We start from the raw sequence: 17,283 nt of genomic DNA on the forward strand, positions 1-17,283 counted from the left end.
GCGCGGGTACGCCAGCTTCAAAACCATGCGGACTGTGCTGTTCCTCATCGCCGGAAAGCTCGACTTCTCAGCCTTCAACCCACATGCCTCGTAAGCCGCATTACCCACTCCACTTTTGAAATAGCCCGTTTTCCGTTATGCGCCCCTGTTCGATATGTCATCATCCCACGCTTGCATATGCTTCTATTGTTACGCGTCCAGCTTCAGGGGGGACACGTGCCACGCTCGATCATCGTACCGGAAAAAAATTGCAACCACGTCCGGCCGGACGCAATGCTTCACAGCGTACACCTCGGGTTCGACTGAATCGGGTTGCTCGAATCGCCTTCGTCAATGCAGGTGTCAGCATGCTCTGGCTACCCAGGCAGCTGCCACGGAGACAGCGTAGTCGGCGTGTTTCGCATCTGAGTTGGTCGTAGTTACAGTTCAGATATCTTTGTGCGAAAGGTGATTGCAAAGATATTGTGTGGCGAATGCCCCTTCCTAGGTCATCGTATCCTGGCTGTGGTTAGTTCCGGTGCGGGTGCACCGTTTCAGACATTAGTCTGTAGTGCGATATGAATGTCAAATGAGGCGTCGTCAACATGAACGTGCCGGGACTACATCCGCCTAACTTATGTCCGGGATCAGATGCTCGACGCATAGATGCAAGGGTTGCCTCAATCATGCTGACGGCCCATCGGGGCTAGACGATTTACCGCTGACAGTTCTTTCGTAGATTGTGATCTGGCTGGCATGGCAGTTGCTCTTGGTTACTCCCGGAAAGAGAGGAACGCAGATTCATAGATGGATTTTGTGCTGGACAATCTATAGCTGAGGAGTCCATGAAACTCATTACCACAATCATCAAGCCGTTCATGCTCGATGACGCCCGCGAAGCCTTGTCGGCGATCGGCGTCTCAGGCATCACGGTGACGGAAGTCAAAGGATTCGGTCGTCAGAAGGGCCACACGGAGCTGTATCGCGGCGCTGAATACGTCGTCGATTTCCTGCCGAAGGTGAAGATCGAGGCGGCAGTCTCGGACGACATCGTCGACCAGGCGATCGAGGCGCTCGAACGCGCGGCACGTACCGGCAAGATCGGCGACGGCAAGATTTTCGTCACGCCGATCGAGCAGGTGATTCGGATTCGCACCGGGGAGACCGGCGCGGACGCTCTGTAATACCAAAAGATAGGGACACAGATAGTGACAAGAGGAAACGAAAGATGCGCAAATTAATGATGTCCTTGCTGATGGCCGGTTCGCTGCTCGCGGGCGGTATCAAGTTGCGCAAGCGCGGCATCGCCTTCGAGGCGCTCGACAACGGCATCCTCTCGTGCGAAGACCCCAAGGCGCTGCAGCGCATCTGCGATGGACTGGACGACAGGAAGATCGACCGGCTGCTGCGCAAGTGGCTGGCGCGCCTGCCCCATCCCTTCGACCGGCACGACCGGACCGCGGGCTACCGCTACGCGCTGTCGATCCTGCAGGCCGAGTTCGCGCTGACCCAGGTACTTGATCGCCCCGTGACGGGCCGCATCTTCTTCGAGCAGGTCATCCGCGAGAACCTGGACCTGGGACGCCCGGGCCAGGTGCAACTGATCTTCGATCGCCGCGTCAACCGGCGCACCCCGGGGCGCTTTCGCACCCGGGTGATTACCGAAGGGGTCACCCCTTCGCTGCATGTGGACTACAAGCGTTCACGCATCAAGCAGTACCACAAGGAGGGCCAGGCGCTGCGTACCGAGACCACCATCAACGACACCCGCGACTTCGGCGTCGGACGACTGCTGCGCAACCTGCCCGAGTTGCGCCGCATCGGCTTTGCCGCCAACCGGCGCATGCTCGAGATCGAGCAGATCAGCCACGACTGCGCATTGGGCGAAGACGCGTTCCAGGACCTGCAGCGTCCGCGCCACGTTAACGGGCAGCGTGCACCCGCGCTGCGCTTTGCCGACCCGAACGTCCAGGCCCTGCTGCATGCACTGGTGATGTTCGTCTTCGTCGCACGCGGCTTTACCAATCGGGACCTGCGCCAGGACTATGCCGTGCTGCTGGGGCTACATGCCGAGGACGTCACGCCGGGGCGCATGAGCTACGAGCTGCGGCGCCTGCGCCTGCATGGCCTCATCAAGCGGATCCCCAGGACCCACCGCTACCACCTCACGGACCTGGGGTTGCAGACGGCCCTGTTCTATACACGCGTGTACTCGCGCATCTTGCGGCCCGGCCTCGCACTGGTCAGCCCCCAGGCACCTGCGGCCTCACCAGCGTCCTTGCAACGCAGCTTCCGCACCGCCCAACAGGCCGTCAACACATGGTGCGATGAAGCGAAAATCGCCGCGTAGAAAAGCTTGACTCAATCGCTACGAAATCAATTCAGTCAAGGAATCTAGCGCGTTCGACGTGTTCTCTATTTCTGCTAATGCGGCGGCCCGGGTGCGCGGCAGACAGGCAGGGATAGTGCAGGGGCGAGAGTAAATATCGGCGGTCATGTCTCTATCTTCGGACGAGGCCCGTTCCGATGCCCAGAGTGAAAACGGCCTACATTATGGCACTTTAGGCGGCGTTCGGCAGAGCAGCCACATTCCGTACTTGCATTACGGCGATAGAGCTATCGCACTGCGCGCGACCATCCGTGTCAGGTAGTCAGTAGGCGCTGGTGGTCGGCGGCCCCGCTAGCAGAAACTATGGACATCATTAGCTTCGCCGTGAACACCATTAGCGGAATTGACGAACTGCAACAACATGCTCGATGCATTCCGTGCGACCGGCGACGGCTGGCAGACCCGCATGAACGACGCCCTGCGGACCTATCTGAAGGAGCACCCGATAAAACCGGCATGAGGTGGACTAGGCCACCGGCGGAGCGCGTTAATGCTCGTACGTCATCGCCGTATCCAACGAAGACACGAGTTTAATTCAGAGTCCACCATGCCGATCGGCATAAAACAGGAAATCTTCGATGCACTTTTGCAGTGCGGTCTCGAAGATACTGTCCTGCCAACTCGCGCGATCGTAGTAATACCGGTCGTCGAAGTAAAGTTCAGACCGTCGTCGTTCGTCGCCGACGACGTGATTTTCAATCTATTGCGATCAAGGGTACCGCAAAAATTCAGGCCATGATGCCCCCCGTCCTTGTAGTAGAGCTTCACTGAGATTCCCGAATCATAGTCCGGGACCTCAACACGGATACCACGTTTCATGAGCTTGGCCTTGTACTCGTCAACCAGCGGCACTAGCCGTGCGGACACCTCTTTCAAGAAGGCGCCGTTTTCGGCGGCAACGCTCTGCGCCGTGGCCGTCACTACCTGGGCCCTTTTTGAAGTTTCTCATCAACCTTTGTAAAGAAGTCGCCCACGTCCATCGATAGTTCTCCGTTGGAGTAAAAAGCCGCTGAGTGTTAAATGCAGAGTCGGATGGGAACTATAAGCTACTGTTTTTTGCAGAATGCGCGGAAAAGCTACGACTGAGAGGCCTAAGGGTGAGCTTCTACGGGACCCGAATAGCAATCACGCACGTCTGCCGCGCCGTTAGCCTTGCCGTGGCGACAGGTACGATCTGCCCCAAGCGTGCTATCGTGCCGGCTCGATTGAAAGACGTCGGCAATTGAAATGGACCGGTTATTCATGCAGCGCGCAAGCGCAGTGCTGTTTTTGTTAAGGCATCGTCGCGAATGGTCGGCACGGGTTGAGGCCGCGCAGAGCGGCGACGTCGAATTTGAGATGCGACAACTCGACTTGATTGAGCGCTTGATCCTCGACGTCCGCGCGGGACGCGTGGACGCATTCGAGCTGGACCATCCAAGGGCCATTGCGGTGTTCGTCTCGGACTAGCGATCCCCGGTCACTGGAACCGCCTCGATCTCGATCGAACCACGACGTCGGCAAGGCTGACGCACACAACCGTATCGCCGAAACTTCACCACGTCAGCGTGTCCTCCGCAGGACACTGATACACTCGCGCTGCTCGGTAATGGCCATCCCTTAACGACCATCAGAAGAACATGAAGCGACTAATGCTTATCGGCGCGCTAATGCTTGCCGGATGCGCTGCAAACTCGGGCGTGGTCCCGATGGGACAAGGCAACTTCATGGTGTCGCGGCAGGCTGCAACCGGATTTAGTGGTTCTGGAAACCTGAAGGCTGACGCCTTGCGGGAGGCAAATCAGCACTGTGTCGACCAGTACGCGCGAAGCGGACCCCCCCTTCCTGTTCGGCAACTTCCCGAAGGCGGAAGTGCAGTTCACCTGTATTCAGCGTCAGTGATCGGCTCTCACACGTCTCGTGCAAGAGACAATAATTAACGAACTTCAACAGTCGGTTGCGAAGCCGCCGATCCATCAAGCATCGATGAATTGCATTTCGGCCGATTCCCCCAATAGCAACGATCGGTTTGCATCTGCGGCGGCGCGCATGTAGTCCCACAGCGCTGTGATGCGGCGCAGCTTGCGCAGATCCTCGCGACTGCTCAGCCAGAAATGGCGCGTGACCACGATTTCGTCACTCAGAATCGGGACCAGTTGTGGATTGGGGGCGGCCATGAAGCACGGAAGGATGGCTAGTGCGTTCCCTTGCAGCGCTGCATGGTAGTGCGCAATGACGCTCGTGCTGCACAGACTGGCCGTAACGTCGGGAATGGTTCGGTTCAGATAGAGCAGTTCGTGGCTGAACGCGAGATCCGCTACGTAGTCGATGAACGCGTGACGCCGCAGGTCGACCACGGAACCGATGTGCTCATGGCGCTGCAGATAGTCCTGTGTGCCGTACAGTCTGAGCCGGTAGTCACACAGCTTCGTATAGACGTATTGGCCGCGCTCGGGGCGCTCAAGCGTGATGGCCAGGTCCGCTTCCCGTTTGGACAAACTGACGAAGTGCGGCACGGGCAGGAGATCGATCGAAACGTCGGGATGCCGGTCCGTAAAACGCGCAAGCTGCGGCGCCAGGACAAAGCAACCGAAGCCTTCGGTGGATCCGATCCTTACATGTCCGGAGAGGGTTTGCGCGCCGCTTGTGAACTGATCGCTGGCGGACTGCACAGTCGTCTCCATAGCGTCGGCGTATGAAAGCAGGCGTTGCCCCTCCGGCGTCAACACGAAGCCACCTGCGCGCGACTTATCGAACAGCACCGTTCGGAGCGCTGCTTCGAGTTCCCTGACACGGCGAGCGACCGTCGTGTGATCGACCCCTAGACGTTTCGCTGCGGCGCTCGCACGCTGGGTACGCGCTACTTCGAGGAAGTAGCGCATGTCGTCCCAGTTCAGGTGCTCCAGTCTTACGCTTGTGTTTTTTTGCATATCGGATGGGCTTTTTCGTCCCTATGCTGTGGATATTCGAATAACTATACTCGGTCGCATGCCGCTGGAACAACCGCGGCTCAGGGCGCCGACTCTATCCGCGCCGGTGGCCGACTAAAAAATACCGGAGACAAACAGGATGCAGATGCAATCGACTCCCGACGGGGCGGCAGTTGCCGCGCCGCTACCGAAGCGTGCCAGGGATTACCTGATCGCAGGATGGGCCAGCATGGCTGGCACCACCATCGAATGGTATGACTTCTTCCTGTACGGCACCGCTGCTGCGCTGGTGTTCAACAAGATCTTCTTTCCGACGCTCGATCCCATCCTCGGTACGCTGGCCGCGTTTGCGACCTACGGCGTGGGCTTCATCGGGCGGCCTATGGGCGGCATCGTATTCGGCCACTTCGGCGACCGGATTGGACGCAAGTCGATGCTGCTTGTCACGCTGCTGATGATGGGCATTCCGAGCATGGTGATCGGTTTGATTCCCTCCTATCAGAGCATCGGTTACTGGGCTGCAGGACTGCTCGTCGCGATGCGCTTTCTGCAAGGCATGGCGGTCGGGGGCGAATGGGGCGGAGCCGTGCTGATGGCGGTGGAGCATGCGCCGCCCGGACGCAAGGGCTTTTTTGGCAGCCTGCCGCAAACAGGGGTGGGCTTCGGACTGATCCTGTCTTCGCTGGCCATGGCCGCCGTGACTGCGTTGCCGGAGGCCGACCTGCTGGCATGGGGTTGGCGAATCCCGTTTCTCGCCAGCATCGCGTTAGTCATCGTCGGCTGGGTCATTCGCGTGCGTGTTCCTGAATCGCCGGACTTTGAACGTGTAAAAGCGCTTGGGGCACCCGTCAAGGCGCCGATACTCGAAGCATTGCGGCGGCATCCACGCGAGTTGCTGATCATCATCGGCGCACGCACTGCAGAGAACACGTGGTTCTATCTGGTCGTCGCCTTTGCGCTAGCGTATGCGGCTAACCAACTGAAGGTTCCCAAGGCGGCCATCCTGCATGCAATCACCGCGGGTGCAGTCCTGTCGCTTTTCACAATGCCGTTTTGCGGTTATCTGAGCGATCGCATTGGCCAGAAACGTCTGTTCCTGATTGGCCTTGTCATCATGTGCCTGTTTGCGGCGCCGTTCTTTGCCATGCTCGGAACGCGCAATCCGGAAACCGTCTGGTGGGCGATGGTGTTGGGCGTGGGCGTGGTGTTTCCGATTCTTTATGCTCCGGAATCGCAATTGTTCGCGTCTCAGTTCCCCGCCGAGATTCGCTATAGCGGAATCTCGTTATCGGTGCAGATTGCGGGCGTGCTCGGGGGTGGCGTCGCGCCGATGATTGCCACTGCCTTGCTGGCAGCGGGTGGCGGCCGCCCCCACTATGTGCTCGCCTACATGGTGGCGCTGGGTATCGTCGCGCTGAGCTGCACGATGTTGATGCGAGCACGGGCTGACTAGCGATGAGTGGCCGATCTTACCGCCGGGCGGTCACGTCGCGCTGCAGCGCAGCGGCGTGCGTGCAATCGGTCTGCGAACTGATCACCTGCCTTTTTTCTATTGTCCGGCGTTCGCCGGGACCTATTCGAACCCAACCAAGAGAGTCAAAACATGAATGCTGTAACCCAGGCGTCCAATGGTGGTGTAAGCACGGCGAAACTGCTGATCAACGGCGAGTTCGTCGAGTCGAAATCGCAGGAGTGGCGCGATATCGTCAACCCGGCGACGCAGGAAGTGCTGGCGCGTGTGCCGTTTGCGACCGCTGAAGAAGTGGATGCGGCGATTCGCTCTGCGCACGCCGCGTTTGCCACCTGGAAGAACACGCCGATCGGCGCGCGCATGCGCATCATGCTGAAGTTCCAGGCGCTGATTCGCGAGCATTCACCGCGTATCGCCAAGACCTTGAGCGCCGAGCAGGGCAAGACGATTCCCGATGCGGAAGGCGATATTTTCCGCGGGCTCGAAGTGGTCGAACACGCCTGCTCGATCGGCACCTTGCAGCAGGGTGAGTTCGCCGAGAACGTCGCGGGCGGTGTGGATACCTACACGCTGCGTCAGCCGATCGGTGTATGCGCCGGCATCACGCCGTTCAATTTCCCCGCGATGATCCCGCTGTGGATGTTCCCGATGGCGATCGTCTGCGGCAATACGTTCGTGCTGAAGCCTTCCGAGCAGGATCCGCTGTCGACGATGCAACTGGTCGAACTGGCGCTCGAAGCCGGCGTGCCGAAGGGCGTGCTGAATGTCGTGCACGGCGGCAAGGACGTGGTCGACGCGCTCTGCACGCACGATCTGGTGAAGGCGATTTCCTTCGTCGGCTCGACGGCGGTCGGCACGCATGTTTATCGCCTCGGCAGCGAACACGGCAAGCGCGTGCAATCGATGATGGGCGCAAAGAATCACGCGGTTGTGCTGCCCGATGCGAATCGCGAACAGACCTTGAATGCCCTGGCTGGCGCAGGTTTCGGTGCGGCGGGGCAGCGCTGCATGGCGACCTCGGTGATCGTGCTGGTTGGCGCGGCGCAGCAATGGCTGCCCGATCTGGTCGAGAAGGCGAAGACGCTGAAGGTCAACGCGGGTAACGAGCCAAACACGGACATTGGCCCGGTCGTCTCCCGCGCCGCGAAACAGCGCATTCTCGGCCTGATCGAAACGGGCGTGAAAGAGGGCGCAACACTGGCGCTCGACGGCCGCGACGTGAAGGTGCCGGGCTACGAGCAAGGTAACTTCATCGGCCCGACGGTCTTCACCGATGTCACCACCGAGATGGAAATCTATCGTCAGGAAATTTTCGGCCCGGTGCTGGTGGTGCTGAGCGTCGCCACGCTCGATGACGCGATCGCGTTCGTCAACAGTAATCCGTTTGGTAACGGCGTGGGTCTCTTCACGCAAAGCGGCGCGGCGGCACGCAAATTCCAGAGCGAGATCGATATCGGTCAGGTCGGTATCAACATTCCGATTCCCGTGCCGGTGCCGTTCTTCAGCTTTACCGGTTCGCGCGGCTCGAAACTCGGCGACCTCGGGCCGTATGGCAAACAGGTTGTGCAGTTCTACACGCAGACCAAGACGGTTACCGCCCGCTGGTTCGACGACGACACGGTCAACGACGGCGTCAATACGACGATCAGCCTGCGCTGAGCCCTCAGGTCTATTGGAGAACACATCATGAAAATTGGCTTTATCGGACTCGGCAACATGGGCGCGCCGATGGCGCTCAATCTGCTGAAGGCGGGCCACACAGTCAACGTATTCGACCTCAGCGCGCAAGCCGTTCAGACACTCGTCGATGCGGGTGCCAACGCCGCAAGTTCGCCGAAAGCCGCGGTGAGCGACGTCGAATGTGTGGTGACGATGCTGCCCGCGGCCACTCACGTGCGCAGCGTGCTGATAGCGGATGACGGTGTTTTCGCCGGTATCGCGGAAGGCGTGACGATCATCGATTCGAGCACCATCGATCCGGCGAGCGTGAAGGCGTTTGCCGAACTTGCCGAGCAACGCGGTAATACCTTCGTCGACGCGCCCGTCTCGGGCGGCACCGGCGGCGCGGCGGCGGGCACACTGACCTTCATGGTCGGCGGCAGCGCGAGTGCGTATGAGCAGGTCAAACCGGTGTTGTCGGCGATGGGCAAGAACATCGTGCATTGCGGCGACACCGGCACCGGCCAGGTCGCGAAGATCTGCAACAACCTCGTGCTTGGCATCACGATGGCGGGTGTGGCCGAAGCGATGTCGCTGGGCGAGGCGCTCGGCATCGACTCGAAGGTGCTGGGCGGCATTATCAATACCTCGACGGGCCGCTGCTGGAGTTCGGATACGTATAACCCGATGCCCGGCGTGATCGAAACCGCGCCGTCCACGCGCGGTTATACCGGCGGCTTCGGCACCGATCTGATGTTGAAGGACCTGGGCCTTGCCACCGACGCCGCGAAGTTCGCGCGTCAACCGGTGTATCTTGGCGCGCTCGCGCAGCAGCTTTACCAGACGATGAGCACGAAAGGCGCGGGACGCCTGGACTTTTCGGCTGTGATCAAGCTCTACCGTCAGGACAGCAAGGACGGAGACGCCGCAAACGCCGAGGCGTCCCGTCAATGAGCGCTTTGCAGAACGCCGCGCCTGATGTGAGCGTGGAAGCGGAGCGCGAGATCCTGTTCCGTGTGGTTAACCGCGTCGCAATTATTACGCTCAACCGCCCATCGGCGTTGAATGCGCTATCGCACGACATGGTGCGCGAACTGACGGAGATGATCGAGCGCTGTCGAATGGATCGCGAGATTATCGCCGTTGTAATGCTCGGTACTGGAGCGAGGGGTTTTTGCGCCGGCGGAGATGTGCGTGCGCTGTACCTTGCGGCGACGACAGGCAATACAGACTGGCGTCGTTTTTTCATCGACGAGTACCGCCTCGACTTCGCACTTCATGCACTTCAGAAGCCACTGGTTGCACTGATGGACGGTGTGACAATGGGTGGAGGCATGGGACTGGCACAGCCCGCATTTCTGCGTGTCGTCACCGAGAGAACCAGGATAGCGATGCCTGAAACACGCATTGGTTTTATCCCTGACGTCGGCGCAACCCACTTTCTTGGGAGAATGGAGGTTGAACTCGAGTTGTACATTGGGTTGACAGGGCTGCCGCTGTCCGGGGCCGACGCGATAAGCTGCGGTCTGGCCGATGTCTATGCTCCCAGTGCATCGCTCGAGGGCTTTGAGAGGCGACTCGGCATGCTCGACCAGAGCGATATCCGACAAAGTATCAAGGACGTATTTGTCTCCCCGATGAACGTCGCACCACCGTCTCGCCTGGAACATTTTCTGCCGTTGATCCGCGGTCATTTTGCTCCGCAGTTTTCCGTTGGACAGATTGTCGATTCGATGGAATACGCGTTGCACGGTGAAATGCCGCAACCAGAGCGGGAATGGCTGGAGACAACTCACACTGCACTGCGAAGCAACTCTCCGTTGATGCTCGAGGTGACTCGGGAAGCGTTGCTGCGCGGCCGCCAGATGACCTTGGCGGATTCCTTTCGAATGGAGTTTGATCTTGTCACACGCTCAATTGAAGTCGGTGATTTCTGTGAAGGCGTTCGGGCTCTGCTCGTAGATAAGGATGGATCGCCGCGGTGGATGTTTAGAGACATCGAAGACGTCAATCCTGCGATCGTGCGCAAATTCCTTTCTGCTCCGTACCGCAACGGCGCACATCCGTTGGCTGATCTTGGTCGGTAAGTAAAGCTTGTGCGCAAAGGGCTCAGTTGCAAATCACGTTAATCGTGCACCGCTGCCTGCGGACGAAAGCAATTACGGTACGTTCAAGGACCGATACCGACCATGCTACGCAGCCAAGTGTTCGCCGTTCGGCACAAGAATTTCTACACCCGCAGCAGTCAGCACTTCAGCGAGGTGGGGTTCAGGATATGAGTTCACCACAAGGCGATGAATCTGGTTTAGCTGACAGACCCTAAAGAGAGCCGTCCTGTTGAGCTTCGTTTCGTCCGCGATGACGGTTACACGTCTTGCCTGAGCAATCATCGCCCTTGCAATTTCTGCTTCTCGCAGTTCGTAATCCATTGCGCCTGTCGCATCGATCGCGCCGACCGTGATCACTGCGTCGCGCGCGGTGAACTGTGCTATCTGTTCAACCGCCAGCGGTCCGACGTTTTCCGCCGCCTCTTCGAGGAATTCTCCTCCTATCAGGAAAACCCGGTGACCCTCGGGGCTTCGCGCTATCGTCTGTGTTATCGCAAGCGAATTAGTTACAACCGTCATTGACGGACGGCTTGCGAGTTCCTCAGCGAAGACTAGCGTCGTCGTGCCGGTGTCGATGAATAGTGTATCGTCGCGATCAAAGAGCGACGCAGCGAGTTGCCCGATTGCGCGTTTCTCGTCGGCCTGTTCGTGCAAACGGGCACCAAACTCTCCCTCCGTGGCGCGATCCAGCCGCTCTGCGCCCCCGTGATACTTGCGCAACTGCCCCCGTAGCGACATTTCGGTCAAGTCACGCCGGATGGTCTCCTTGGAAGTGCCCAAATGGTCGGCGAGGAAATCCACCGTCACCTTACCCGAATCACGTACGAGTTTGATGATTGCTGCGTGCCTTTCCGATGGTTTCATTACTCAGGGAGTCCTTTCTGGAAGCCGTTGCGAACGAGTTGGAAGTTCAGGTGCAGATCGTGCGTGACCGGTGACATTCCGTCAAGCGACTTCCGCCATTCGGGCACCGGGTATCGGGACTTTCCCTTAAGAAGTATGCTCATTTGTTGACTGTTCGGGCATTTATAATTACCGTTCAGGCATTGAGCGAGTTTATGAGGTGTTTTGTGGAAAATCATCCTGCGGAGTCGTTTGACGTAGTCGTCATTGGCGCCGGGGTCATCGGGTGTGCGGTTGCGCGGCGCTTTGTGCTCGAAGGTGCCCGAGTATTGTTGCTCGAGAAAGGGGCGGATATCTTGTCCGGTGCAAGCAAGGGCAACAGTGCGATATTGCATACCGGGTTTGATGCGCCACCTGGCAGCCTCGAGGTTGCCTGCATGCAGGCGGGCTACGAGGAGTACATGGCCATCGTTTCAAGAATGAACTTGGCGGTGCTCGAGACTGGAGCAATCGTCGCGGCATGGAATGACGAAGAAGTCGCCAAGCTCGATGGGATTGAAGCACAAGCTCTCGAGAATGGTGTCAGTGACGTTCGCCGCGTGACCCGGGAAGAAATACTGCAACGCGAACCGCACATCAACCCGAACGTCAGGGCGGGCCTTCTTGTGCCGCGCGAGCATGTGATTGATCCATGGTCGGCGCCGCTCGGTTACCTGACGCAGGCCGTGCAGAATGGGGCGCAGGCAGTATTTGACGCAGAGGTCAAGACGGCCGCGCGTGTCGGTGGCGAGTGGATCGTTCAGACGACAAAAGGTGAGTTTCGGGCCTCGTTCGCCGTCAATTGCGCGGGTCTCTTTGGTGACCAGGTGGAGCAGGTGTTTCTCGGCAAAGCTTCGTTCGAAATCCGTCCTAGAAAAGGCCAGTTTGTCGTGTTCGACAAGCCTGCGGCGTCGCTGATTCGCACTATCCTGCTCCCTGTTCCGACGGAGCGTACCAAAGGAGTGGTGGTTGTCAGAACAGCGTTCGGAAACGTCCTTGTCGGCCCGACTGCTGAGGAGCAGGAGGACCGGATACATGCGGGTGTCGATGAAACAACTTTGAAAGGACTGGTTGCAAAGGCCGCGGAACTCGTACCGGCATTAGGGGAGGTACCGGTCAATGCTATTTACGCCGGCCTTCGCCCTGCGACCGAGAAGAAGGAATATCGCGTCCAGATCGATGCCGTGCGTGGATACATCACACTTGGAGGTATCCGCTCGACAGGCCTGACAGCTGCGCTGGGCCTCGCGCAGCATGCGTTCAGGCTATACAGCAATGCGGGTGCGCGCGTAATTCCTCTGGCTAACCCGGTGTGGCCGCAAATGCCCAATCTTTCGGAGCATCGTGAACGCGACTGGGAGCGTCCCGGTGATAACGAAATTGTCTGTCACTGCGAGCTCGTCACGCGCAGGGAAATCGAGTCGGCGCTAAACAGCAGCGTACCTGCCCGTGATTTTGGAGGCTTGCGTCGCCGCACCAGAGCCTGCATGGGACGCTGTCAGGGTTTTTACTGCAGCGCGCGCGTAGCAGAAATCACCAAGGGCCGCTTTGAGAACCCGCTTTCGGTCGGAGTGAGCCATGAGTAATGCAATCGAGGCGGACGTCATCGTCATTGGTGGAGGACCGTCCGGTATCGCCGCAGCCGTCGAATTGCGCAAGCGGGGAGTCTCCAGGGTTGCGATCATTGAGCGCGAACCCGCCGTTGGCGGAGTCCCACGACATTGCGGGCATCCGCCCTTCGGTATGAGGGAGTTCGGTCGTATCTTCACCGGTCCCGCCTATGCCGCGCGCCTCGCTCGTTACGCCGAGGAGCATGGCGTCGATATTTATACGGGCACCACCGTCGTAGGCGTGGAATCCGACGCGCATCTTCAAATTGTCGATGCGCGCGGGCGGGCGACCGCTTCGGCAAAGCGGATCATTCTTGCCACGGGTGTTCGGGAAATGCCGCGATCGGCAAGGCTGGTCTCCGGCGATCGACCAATCGGGGTCTTCAACACGGGCGCCCTTCAGGCGTTTATCTACCTGCGCAATCTGGTTCCGTTTCGCCGTCCGTTAATCGTTGGCACCGAATTGGTGGCAATTTCTTCCGTGCTGACATGCAGGAAGGCCGGCATTAAACCGGTAGGCATCATCGAAGAAAACGACAGACCGACGACATACAAGCCGTTCGCGTTGTTCCCCCGCCTGTGCGGCATCCCGGTGCATTACGGCACCCATCTGGAACAAATATGCGGCACCAAGCGTGTGGAGTCGGTGCGCCTGCGGATGCGCGATGGATCGACCCGCGAGGTGGAATGTGATGGCGTTCTATTCACAGGCCGATTCACGCCCGAAGCAACGCTGGTACGCAACAGTCATCTTGTGTTGGATCAAGGTACAAAGGGGCCGCAGGTCGATCAGTTCGGGCGTTGCTCGGACCCTAGCTACTACGCGGCCGGCAATGTGCTGCGTCCGTTGGAAACAGCTGGGTGGTCTTTTAGGGAGGGACGGCGGATCGGCAACATCGTCGCTGACGACCTGGCAGGCATCATCCCCTACACGAGTAGCACGACACTGATCGAGCGCGCAGATGGCATCAAGCTCGTTATGCCGCAGAGGCTTGTACTGCCGATGTCCATGCGCGGTCTGGAATATCTTCAGGTGCGTGTGGACCGTGAGGCCCACGGCACGCTCAGTCTCACGGCGGGCGGGAAATCGCTCTGGAAGAAGAACATCTCGTTGCTGCCGGAACGGCGACTGCTGATTCCGCTGAACCAGATCCAGGTCCCAGAAAACACAGAGACGCTTCGCATAGCAGTGCAGGCGCAGTTGTAATAAACGAGTTGTCATAGAGGAGCAGGTGCTATGCGAATTGCCGCAATCGATCAAGGCACTACCAGCACTCGCGTTCTGGTCGCCGATAGCCACGGAGGGGCCGACATTGTTCACTCCGTGCGCCATCGGCAGCATCATCCGAAACCAGGTTGGGTTGAACATTCGCCAGAAGAGCTGTTGTCTAGCATCAATGCATGCATAGAAGCAGCAGGGACGATCGATGCCATCGGCATCGACAATCAGGGGGAAAGCTGTCTCGCATGGGATGCAGAGACGGGTGAGGCGTTATCGCCCGTTGTCGTGTGGCAGGACAATCGGACTGCGGACTTGCTGAAAGATCTGCGGGAGGACGGTGCCGAGGAGCTTACGCTTGCTCGAGCTGGTCTGCCGCTGGACCCATATTTCTCAGCGTCAAAGCTTGCGTGGCTGCTGAAGCACAACGACCGCGTTAAGGCGGCAAAGAAGATGGGTACGCTTCGGCTGGGAACGACCGATGCATATTTTCTGGACCGTCTCACAGGTCACTTTGCCACGGATACGACAACAGCGTCCCGTACGTCCCTGATGAATCTTGAAACGGGTGAGTGGGACGAGGAGCTGTGCCGTCTGTTTGACGTACCCGTCGAATGCCTACCAGAGATCCGTCCGACGGTCGGCGACTTTGGAAGCATCGGAACGGTCCCGGTTACGGCCTCGATCGTTGACCAGCAAGCTGCCTTGTACGGCCATGGATGCCGTAAAACAGGGGATGCGAAGATTACTTTTGGGACCGGCGCGTTTGCGCTCACGCTGACGGGTACTCAGATTGTCCGCGCACCGGAACAAGGGTTGCTGCCGACGGTAGCGTGGAGAATCGGCAAAGAAATCACATACGCGCTAGATGGTGGCGTCTACGACGCCAGTTCTGCGGTCGAGTGGGCAGGGCGGCTGGGCCTGTTCTCAGATCTTTCAGAAATTTCGACTTTCGAAACGCCGCCTGCCATCTCTCAGGGACTCGCTTTTGTCCCTGCGCTCTCGGGCCTTGCATGCCCCCATTGGGACCGCACGGCTGGGGCGCTCTGGGTGGGCATGTCTGCAGCCACGACGAAAAGCGATCTGTGTCAGGCCCTGCTGGAGGGTATCGCGCTTTGCACGTCGGAGGTCATTGCGGCGATGACCGGTCGCGTGAACGTCACTGACCGCCTGTCAGTTGACGGTGGTCTTGGCCGAAATGTCTATTTCGTCCAGTTTCTCGCGGACGTTCTCGAACGCACCATCGTGACCCAGCGATTCCACGAACTGACGGCGTTTGGCTGCGCGGCCCTCTCGTCAATGGGACTCGGGGCGACGCTGCCGCGATTCAATAACGAGTCAACCGTGTTCAAGCCCCGGCAAGACAAGGCGACAATCAACGAGTGGAAAAACCGGTTCACCGAAGCCGTGACGCGTTCGAAGGGCTGGCGATAGCAGGAAAGCAGGACGGAGCAATGTGGCTCCGTTCATTAACTATGTAGTTATACTAATTGATGTGGCGCAACCTTCAGTGTGCTCCTTGATGTCGAAATCGCCCGGCCGAGGGAACGTCGGATCAGGAAGCAAGCTTGAAGCAGTGTCGGGAGACAGCAAAATGAGCAAACAGGACAAGCAGCAAGGAGCGGTGAGCCATCATGAGCTCAAGCAGACATTGGGTACATGGCACTTGTGGTCGATTGCCGTCGGTCTCGTCATATCTGGGGAGTACTTCGGTTGGAGTCTTGGCTGGGCGCAGGCCGGAACGCTAGGGTTCCTCCTGACAACCATCTTCATCGCGGCGATGTTCTTGGCATTCATCTTCAGTTTTACGGAACTGACCACTTCGATTCCGCATGCCGGGGGACCCTTTGCTTATGCGCACCATGCGTTCGGGGAAACGGGGGGCTATCTGGCAGGCGCCGCGACCCTGATCCAATATGTGTTCACGCCCCCGACGATCGCGCTTGCGATTGGTGGATACCTTTCTTTCCAGTTCAAGGGGCTCGATCCGAAAACGGCAGCCCTCGGTGCCTATGCGGTGTTCATGCTACTTAACATCGTTGGCATTCAGATTGCGGCGGCTTTCGAGCTGGTTGTGACTGCCTTCGCAATCTTCGAACTCCTCGTGTTCATGGGTGTTGTGTCGCCGGGATTCGCATTCACCAACTTTGTTGCGCACGGATGGAGCGGCCAGGAGCATTTCAGCTCGCTCGCGATCCCCGGCATGTTTGCTGCGATTCCGTTCGCAGTCTGGTTCTTTGGTTGTATCGACGGCGTGGCGATGGCTGCTGAAGAGGCGAAGAATCCCCGACGGTCCATTCCGCGCGCGTACATCGGTGCCATTGTGACGCTCGTCGTGCTTGCCTTTGGCGTGATGGTCTTTGCAGGTGGTACCGGTGACTGGCGACAGATCGCGAACAAGGATGCACCTTTGCCCGAGGCAATGAGGATCGTGGTGGGCGAGCATAGTGGCTGGCTGCACATGATGGTGTGGCTGGGTCTCGGTGGTCTCGTGGCGTCGTTCCACGGCATCATCCTAGGCTATTCGCGCCAGATCTTCGCGCAGGCGCGTGCCGGTTATCTTCCCCGCTTCCTCGCAAACGTGAACCCGATGTTCAAGACGCCCCACTGGGCGATCCTGACGGGCGGTGTCATTGGTATTGCGACGATCTATGTGGTGAGCTGGGTGGCGAAGGGCGGCGCTGATGAAGTCATGTTCGATATCGCCGTGATTTCCGTGCTCGGCATGATGGCAATGTACGGTATCAGCATGCTCGCGCTATTCAAGCTCCGAGTCTCCGAGCCGAACCTCGCCAGACCCTTCCGCGCACCCGGATACCCGTTCGTGCCGGCTTTCGCACTGTTTGGCATTGTCGTTTCCTTGGCAAGCATGATCTGGTTCTATCCGGTGCTCGCGGGTCTCTTTGTCGGCGTTGTGGCGGTCGGCTACGTCGTATTCCGCATGACACGCCGTGCACGTGACGAAGCGCCGTCTGAATCGATGATCGTGCCGACGACGAGCATGAACGATTGAATCACCCCGCCCGGGGTCGCGAAGCACTGCGCTACGGTGCGCTG

Annotated in this window: 13 protein-coding genes and 1 pseudogene; 12 read left to right on the top strand and 2 right to left on the bottom strand. The window is 58.9% G+C overall.

Annotated features, from left to right (window positions below):
- The first annotated feature begins 824 nt into the window (after positions 1-824).
- From GNZ13_RS48950 to GNZ13_RS48965, 4 genes and pseudogenes are all read left to right on the top strand, one after another.
- Positions 825-1,163 carry a P-II family nitrogen regulator gene (locus GNZ13_RS48950; RefSeq protein ID WP_172178579.1) on the top strand — a complete coding sequence of 113 codons (339 nt, stop codon included), beginning with the start codon at positions 825-827 and terminating at the stop codon, positions 1,161-1,163.
- A gap of 44 nt (positions 1,164-1,207) precedes the next feature.
- Positions 1,208-2,329: a hypothetical protein gene (locus tag GNZ13_RS48955; protein ID WP_216675313.1), complete on the top strand. Its 1,122-nt coding sequence runs from the start codon at positions 1,208-1,210 to the stop codon at positions 2,327-2,329.
- Between the two features lie 397 nt (positions 2,330-2,726).
- A pseudogene (locus GNZ13_RS48960) lies at positions 2,727-2,828 on the top strand (BrnA antitoxin family protein); the annotation flags it as partial.
- Positions 2,829-3,595: 767 nt separating this feature from the next.
- A complete protein-coding gene (locus tag GNZ13_RS48965; protein ID WP_236002535.1) occupies positions 3,596-3,817 on the top strand; it encodes a hypothetical protein in 222 nt (73 codons plus the stop codon).
- Positions 3,818-4,323: 506 nt separating this feature from the next.
- Here GNZ13_RS48965 and GNZ13_RS48970 read toward each other — a convergent pair.
- The gene (locus GNZ13_RS48970; RefSeq protein ID WP_172178585.1) at positions 4,324-5,277 is read right to left on the bottom strand and encodes a LysR family transcriptional regulator; all 954 of its coding nucleotides are present in this window, start codon (positions 5,275-5,277) and stop codon (positions 4,324-4,326) included.
- A 139-nt stretch (positions 5,278-5,416) separates the two neighbouring features.
- Here GNZ13_RS48970 and GNZ13_RS48975 point away from each other — a divergent pair, with 139 nt between their 5' ends.
- From GNZ13_RS48975 to GNZ13_RS48990, 4 genes are all read left to right on the top strand, one after another.
- Positions 5,417-6,730: an MFS transporter gene (locus tag GNZ13_RS48975; RefSeq protein WP_172178587.1), complete on the top strand. Its 1,314-nt coding sequence runs from the start codon at positions 5,417-5,419 to the stop codon at positions 6,728-6,730.
- 150 nt (positions 6,731-6,880) lie between these two features.
- Entirely contained in the window at positions 6,881-8,407 is a 1,527-nt protein-coding gene (locus GNZ13_RS48980; RefSeq protein ID WP_172178589.1) for a CoA-acylating methylmalonate-semialdehyde dehydrogenase, read from the top strand.
- Positions 8,408-8,434: 27 nt separating this feature from the next.
- Positions 8,435-9,361: a 3-hydroxyisobutyrate dehydrogenase gene (gene mmsB / locus GNZ13_RS48985; protein ID WP_172178591.1), complete on the top strand. Its 927-nt coding sequence runs from the start codon at positions 8,435-8,437 to the stop codon at positions 9,359-9,361.
- Positions 9,358-10,494 (top strand): enoyl-CoA hydratase/isomerase family protein, encoded by a 1,137-nt coding sequence (locus tag GNZ13_RS48990; protein ID WP_172178593.1) that lies wholly within the window; start codon positions 9,358-9,360, stop codon positions 10,492-10,494. Before mmsB ends, GNZ13_RS48990 begins: the two co-directional genes overlap by 4 nt.
- A gap of 105 nt (positions 10,495-10,599) precedes the next feature.
- On the opposite strand, the gene GNZ13_RS48995 is transcribed toward GNZ13_RS48990, so the two are convergent.
- Positions 10,600-11,379 carry a DeoR/GlpR family DNA-binding transcription regulator gene (locus GNZ13_RS48995; protein WP_172178595.1) on the bottom strand — a complete coding sequence of 260 codons (780 nt, stop codon included), beginning with the start codon at positions 11,377-11,379 and terminating at the stop codon, positions 10,600-10,602.
- Positions 11,380-11,585: 206 nt separating this feature from the next.
- On the opposite strand from GNZ13_RS48995, the gene GNZ13_RS49000 reads away from it, so the two are divergent.
- The 4 genes from GNZ13_RS49000 to eat all read left to right on the top strand — a co-directional run bounded on the left by GNZ13_RS49000 (position 11,586) and on the right by eat (position 17,239).
- On the top strand, positions 11,586-12,983 hold the full coding sequence (locus GNZ13_RS49000) for an NAD(P)/FAD-dependent oxidoreductase (protein WP_328807419.1): 1,398 nt from the start codon (positions 11,586-11,588) through the stop codon (positions 12,981-12,983).
- Entirely contained in the window at positions 12,976-14,214 is a 1,239-nt protein-coding gene (locus tag GNZ13_RS49005; RefSeq protein WP_172178599.1) for an NAD(P)/FAD-dependent oxidoreductase, read from the top strand. The genes GNZ13_RS49000 and GNZ13_RS49005 overlap by 8 nt, the downstream gene beginning before the upstream one ends.
- A 30-nt stretch (positions 14,215-14,244) precedes the next feature.
- Positions 14,245-15,660, top strand: coding sequence for an FGGY-family carbohydrate kinase (locus tag GNZ13_RS49010; protein ID WP_172178601.1), 1,416 nt, complete (start codon positions 14,245-14,247; stop codon positions 15,658-15,660).
- A 160-nt stretch (positions 15,661-15,820) separates the two neighbouring features.
- Positions 15,821-17,239 (top strand): ethanolamine permease, encoded by a 1,419-nt coding sequence (gene eat, locus GNZ13_RS49015; RefSeq protein ID WP_172178603.1) that lies wholly within the window; start codon positions 15,821-15,823, stop codon positions 17,237-17,239.
- Positions 17,240-17,283: the final 44 nt, after the last annotated feature.

This window comes from Paraburkholderia elongata (assembly GCF_013177735.1).
Classification (GTDB): domain Bacteria; phylum Pseudomonadota; class Gammaproteobacteria; order Burkholderiales; family Burkholderiaceae; genus Paraburkholderia; species Paraburkholderia elongata.

Bases quoted from the DNA above. Each gene is read 5' to 3' on its own strand.
- GNZ13_RS48990 (WP_172178593.1), top strand. From the start codon at position 9,358: ATGAGCGCTTTGCAGAACGCCGCGCCTGATGTGAGCGTGGAAGCGGAG.
- GNZ13_RS48970 (WP_172178585.1), bottom strand. From the start codon at position 5,277: ATGCAAAAAAACACAAGCGTAAGACTGGAGCACCTGAACTGGGACGAC.
- GNZ13_RS48975 (WP_172178587.1), top strand. From the start codon at position 5,417: ATGCAGATGCAATCGACTCCCGACGGGGCGGCAGTTGCCGCGCCGCTA.
- GNZ13_RS48965 (WP_236002535.1), top strand. From the start codon at position 3,596: ATGGACCGGTTATTCATGCAGCGCGCAAGCGCAGTGCTGTTTTTGTTA.
- mmsB (WP_172178591.1), top strand. From the start codon at position 8,435: ATGAAAATTGGCTTTATCGGACTCGGCAACATGGGCGCGCCGATGGCG.
- GNZ13_RS48950 (WP_172178579.1), top strand. From the start codon at position 825: ATGAAACTCATTACCACAATCATCAAGCCGTTCATGCTCGATGACGCC.
- GNZ13_RS48955 (WP_216675313.1), top strand. From the start codon at position 1,208: ATGCGCAAATTAATGATGTCCTTGCTGATGGCCGGTTCGCTGCTCGCG.
- GNZ13_RS49005 (WP_172178599.1), top strand. From the start codon at position 12,976: ATGAGTAATGCAATCGAGGCGGACGTCATCGTCATTGGTGGAGGACCG.
- GNZ13_RS49010 (WP_172178601.1), top strand. From the start codon at position 14,245: ATGCGAATTGCCGCAATCGATCAAGGCACTACCAGCACTCGCGTTCTG.
- GNZ13_RS48995 (WP_172178595.1), bottom strand. From the start codon at position 11,379: ATGAAACCATCGGAAAGGCACGCAGCAATCATCAAACTCGTACGTGAT.
- GNZ13_RS48980 (WP_172178589.1), top strand. From the start codon at position 6,881: ATGAATGCTGTAACCCAGGCGTCCAATGGTGGTGTAAGCACGGCGAAA.
- eat (WP_172178603.1), top strand. From the start codon at position 15,821: ATGAGCAAACAGGACAAGCAGCAAGGAGCGGTGAGCCATCATGAGCTC.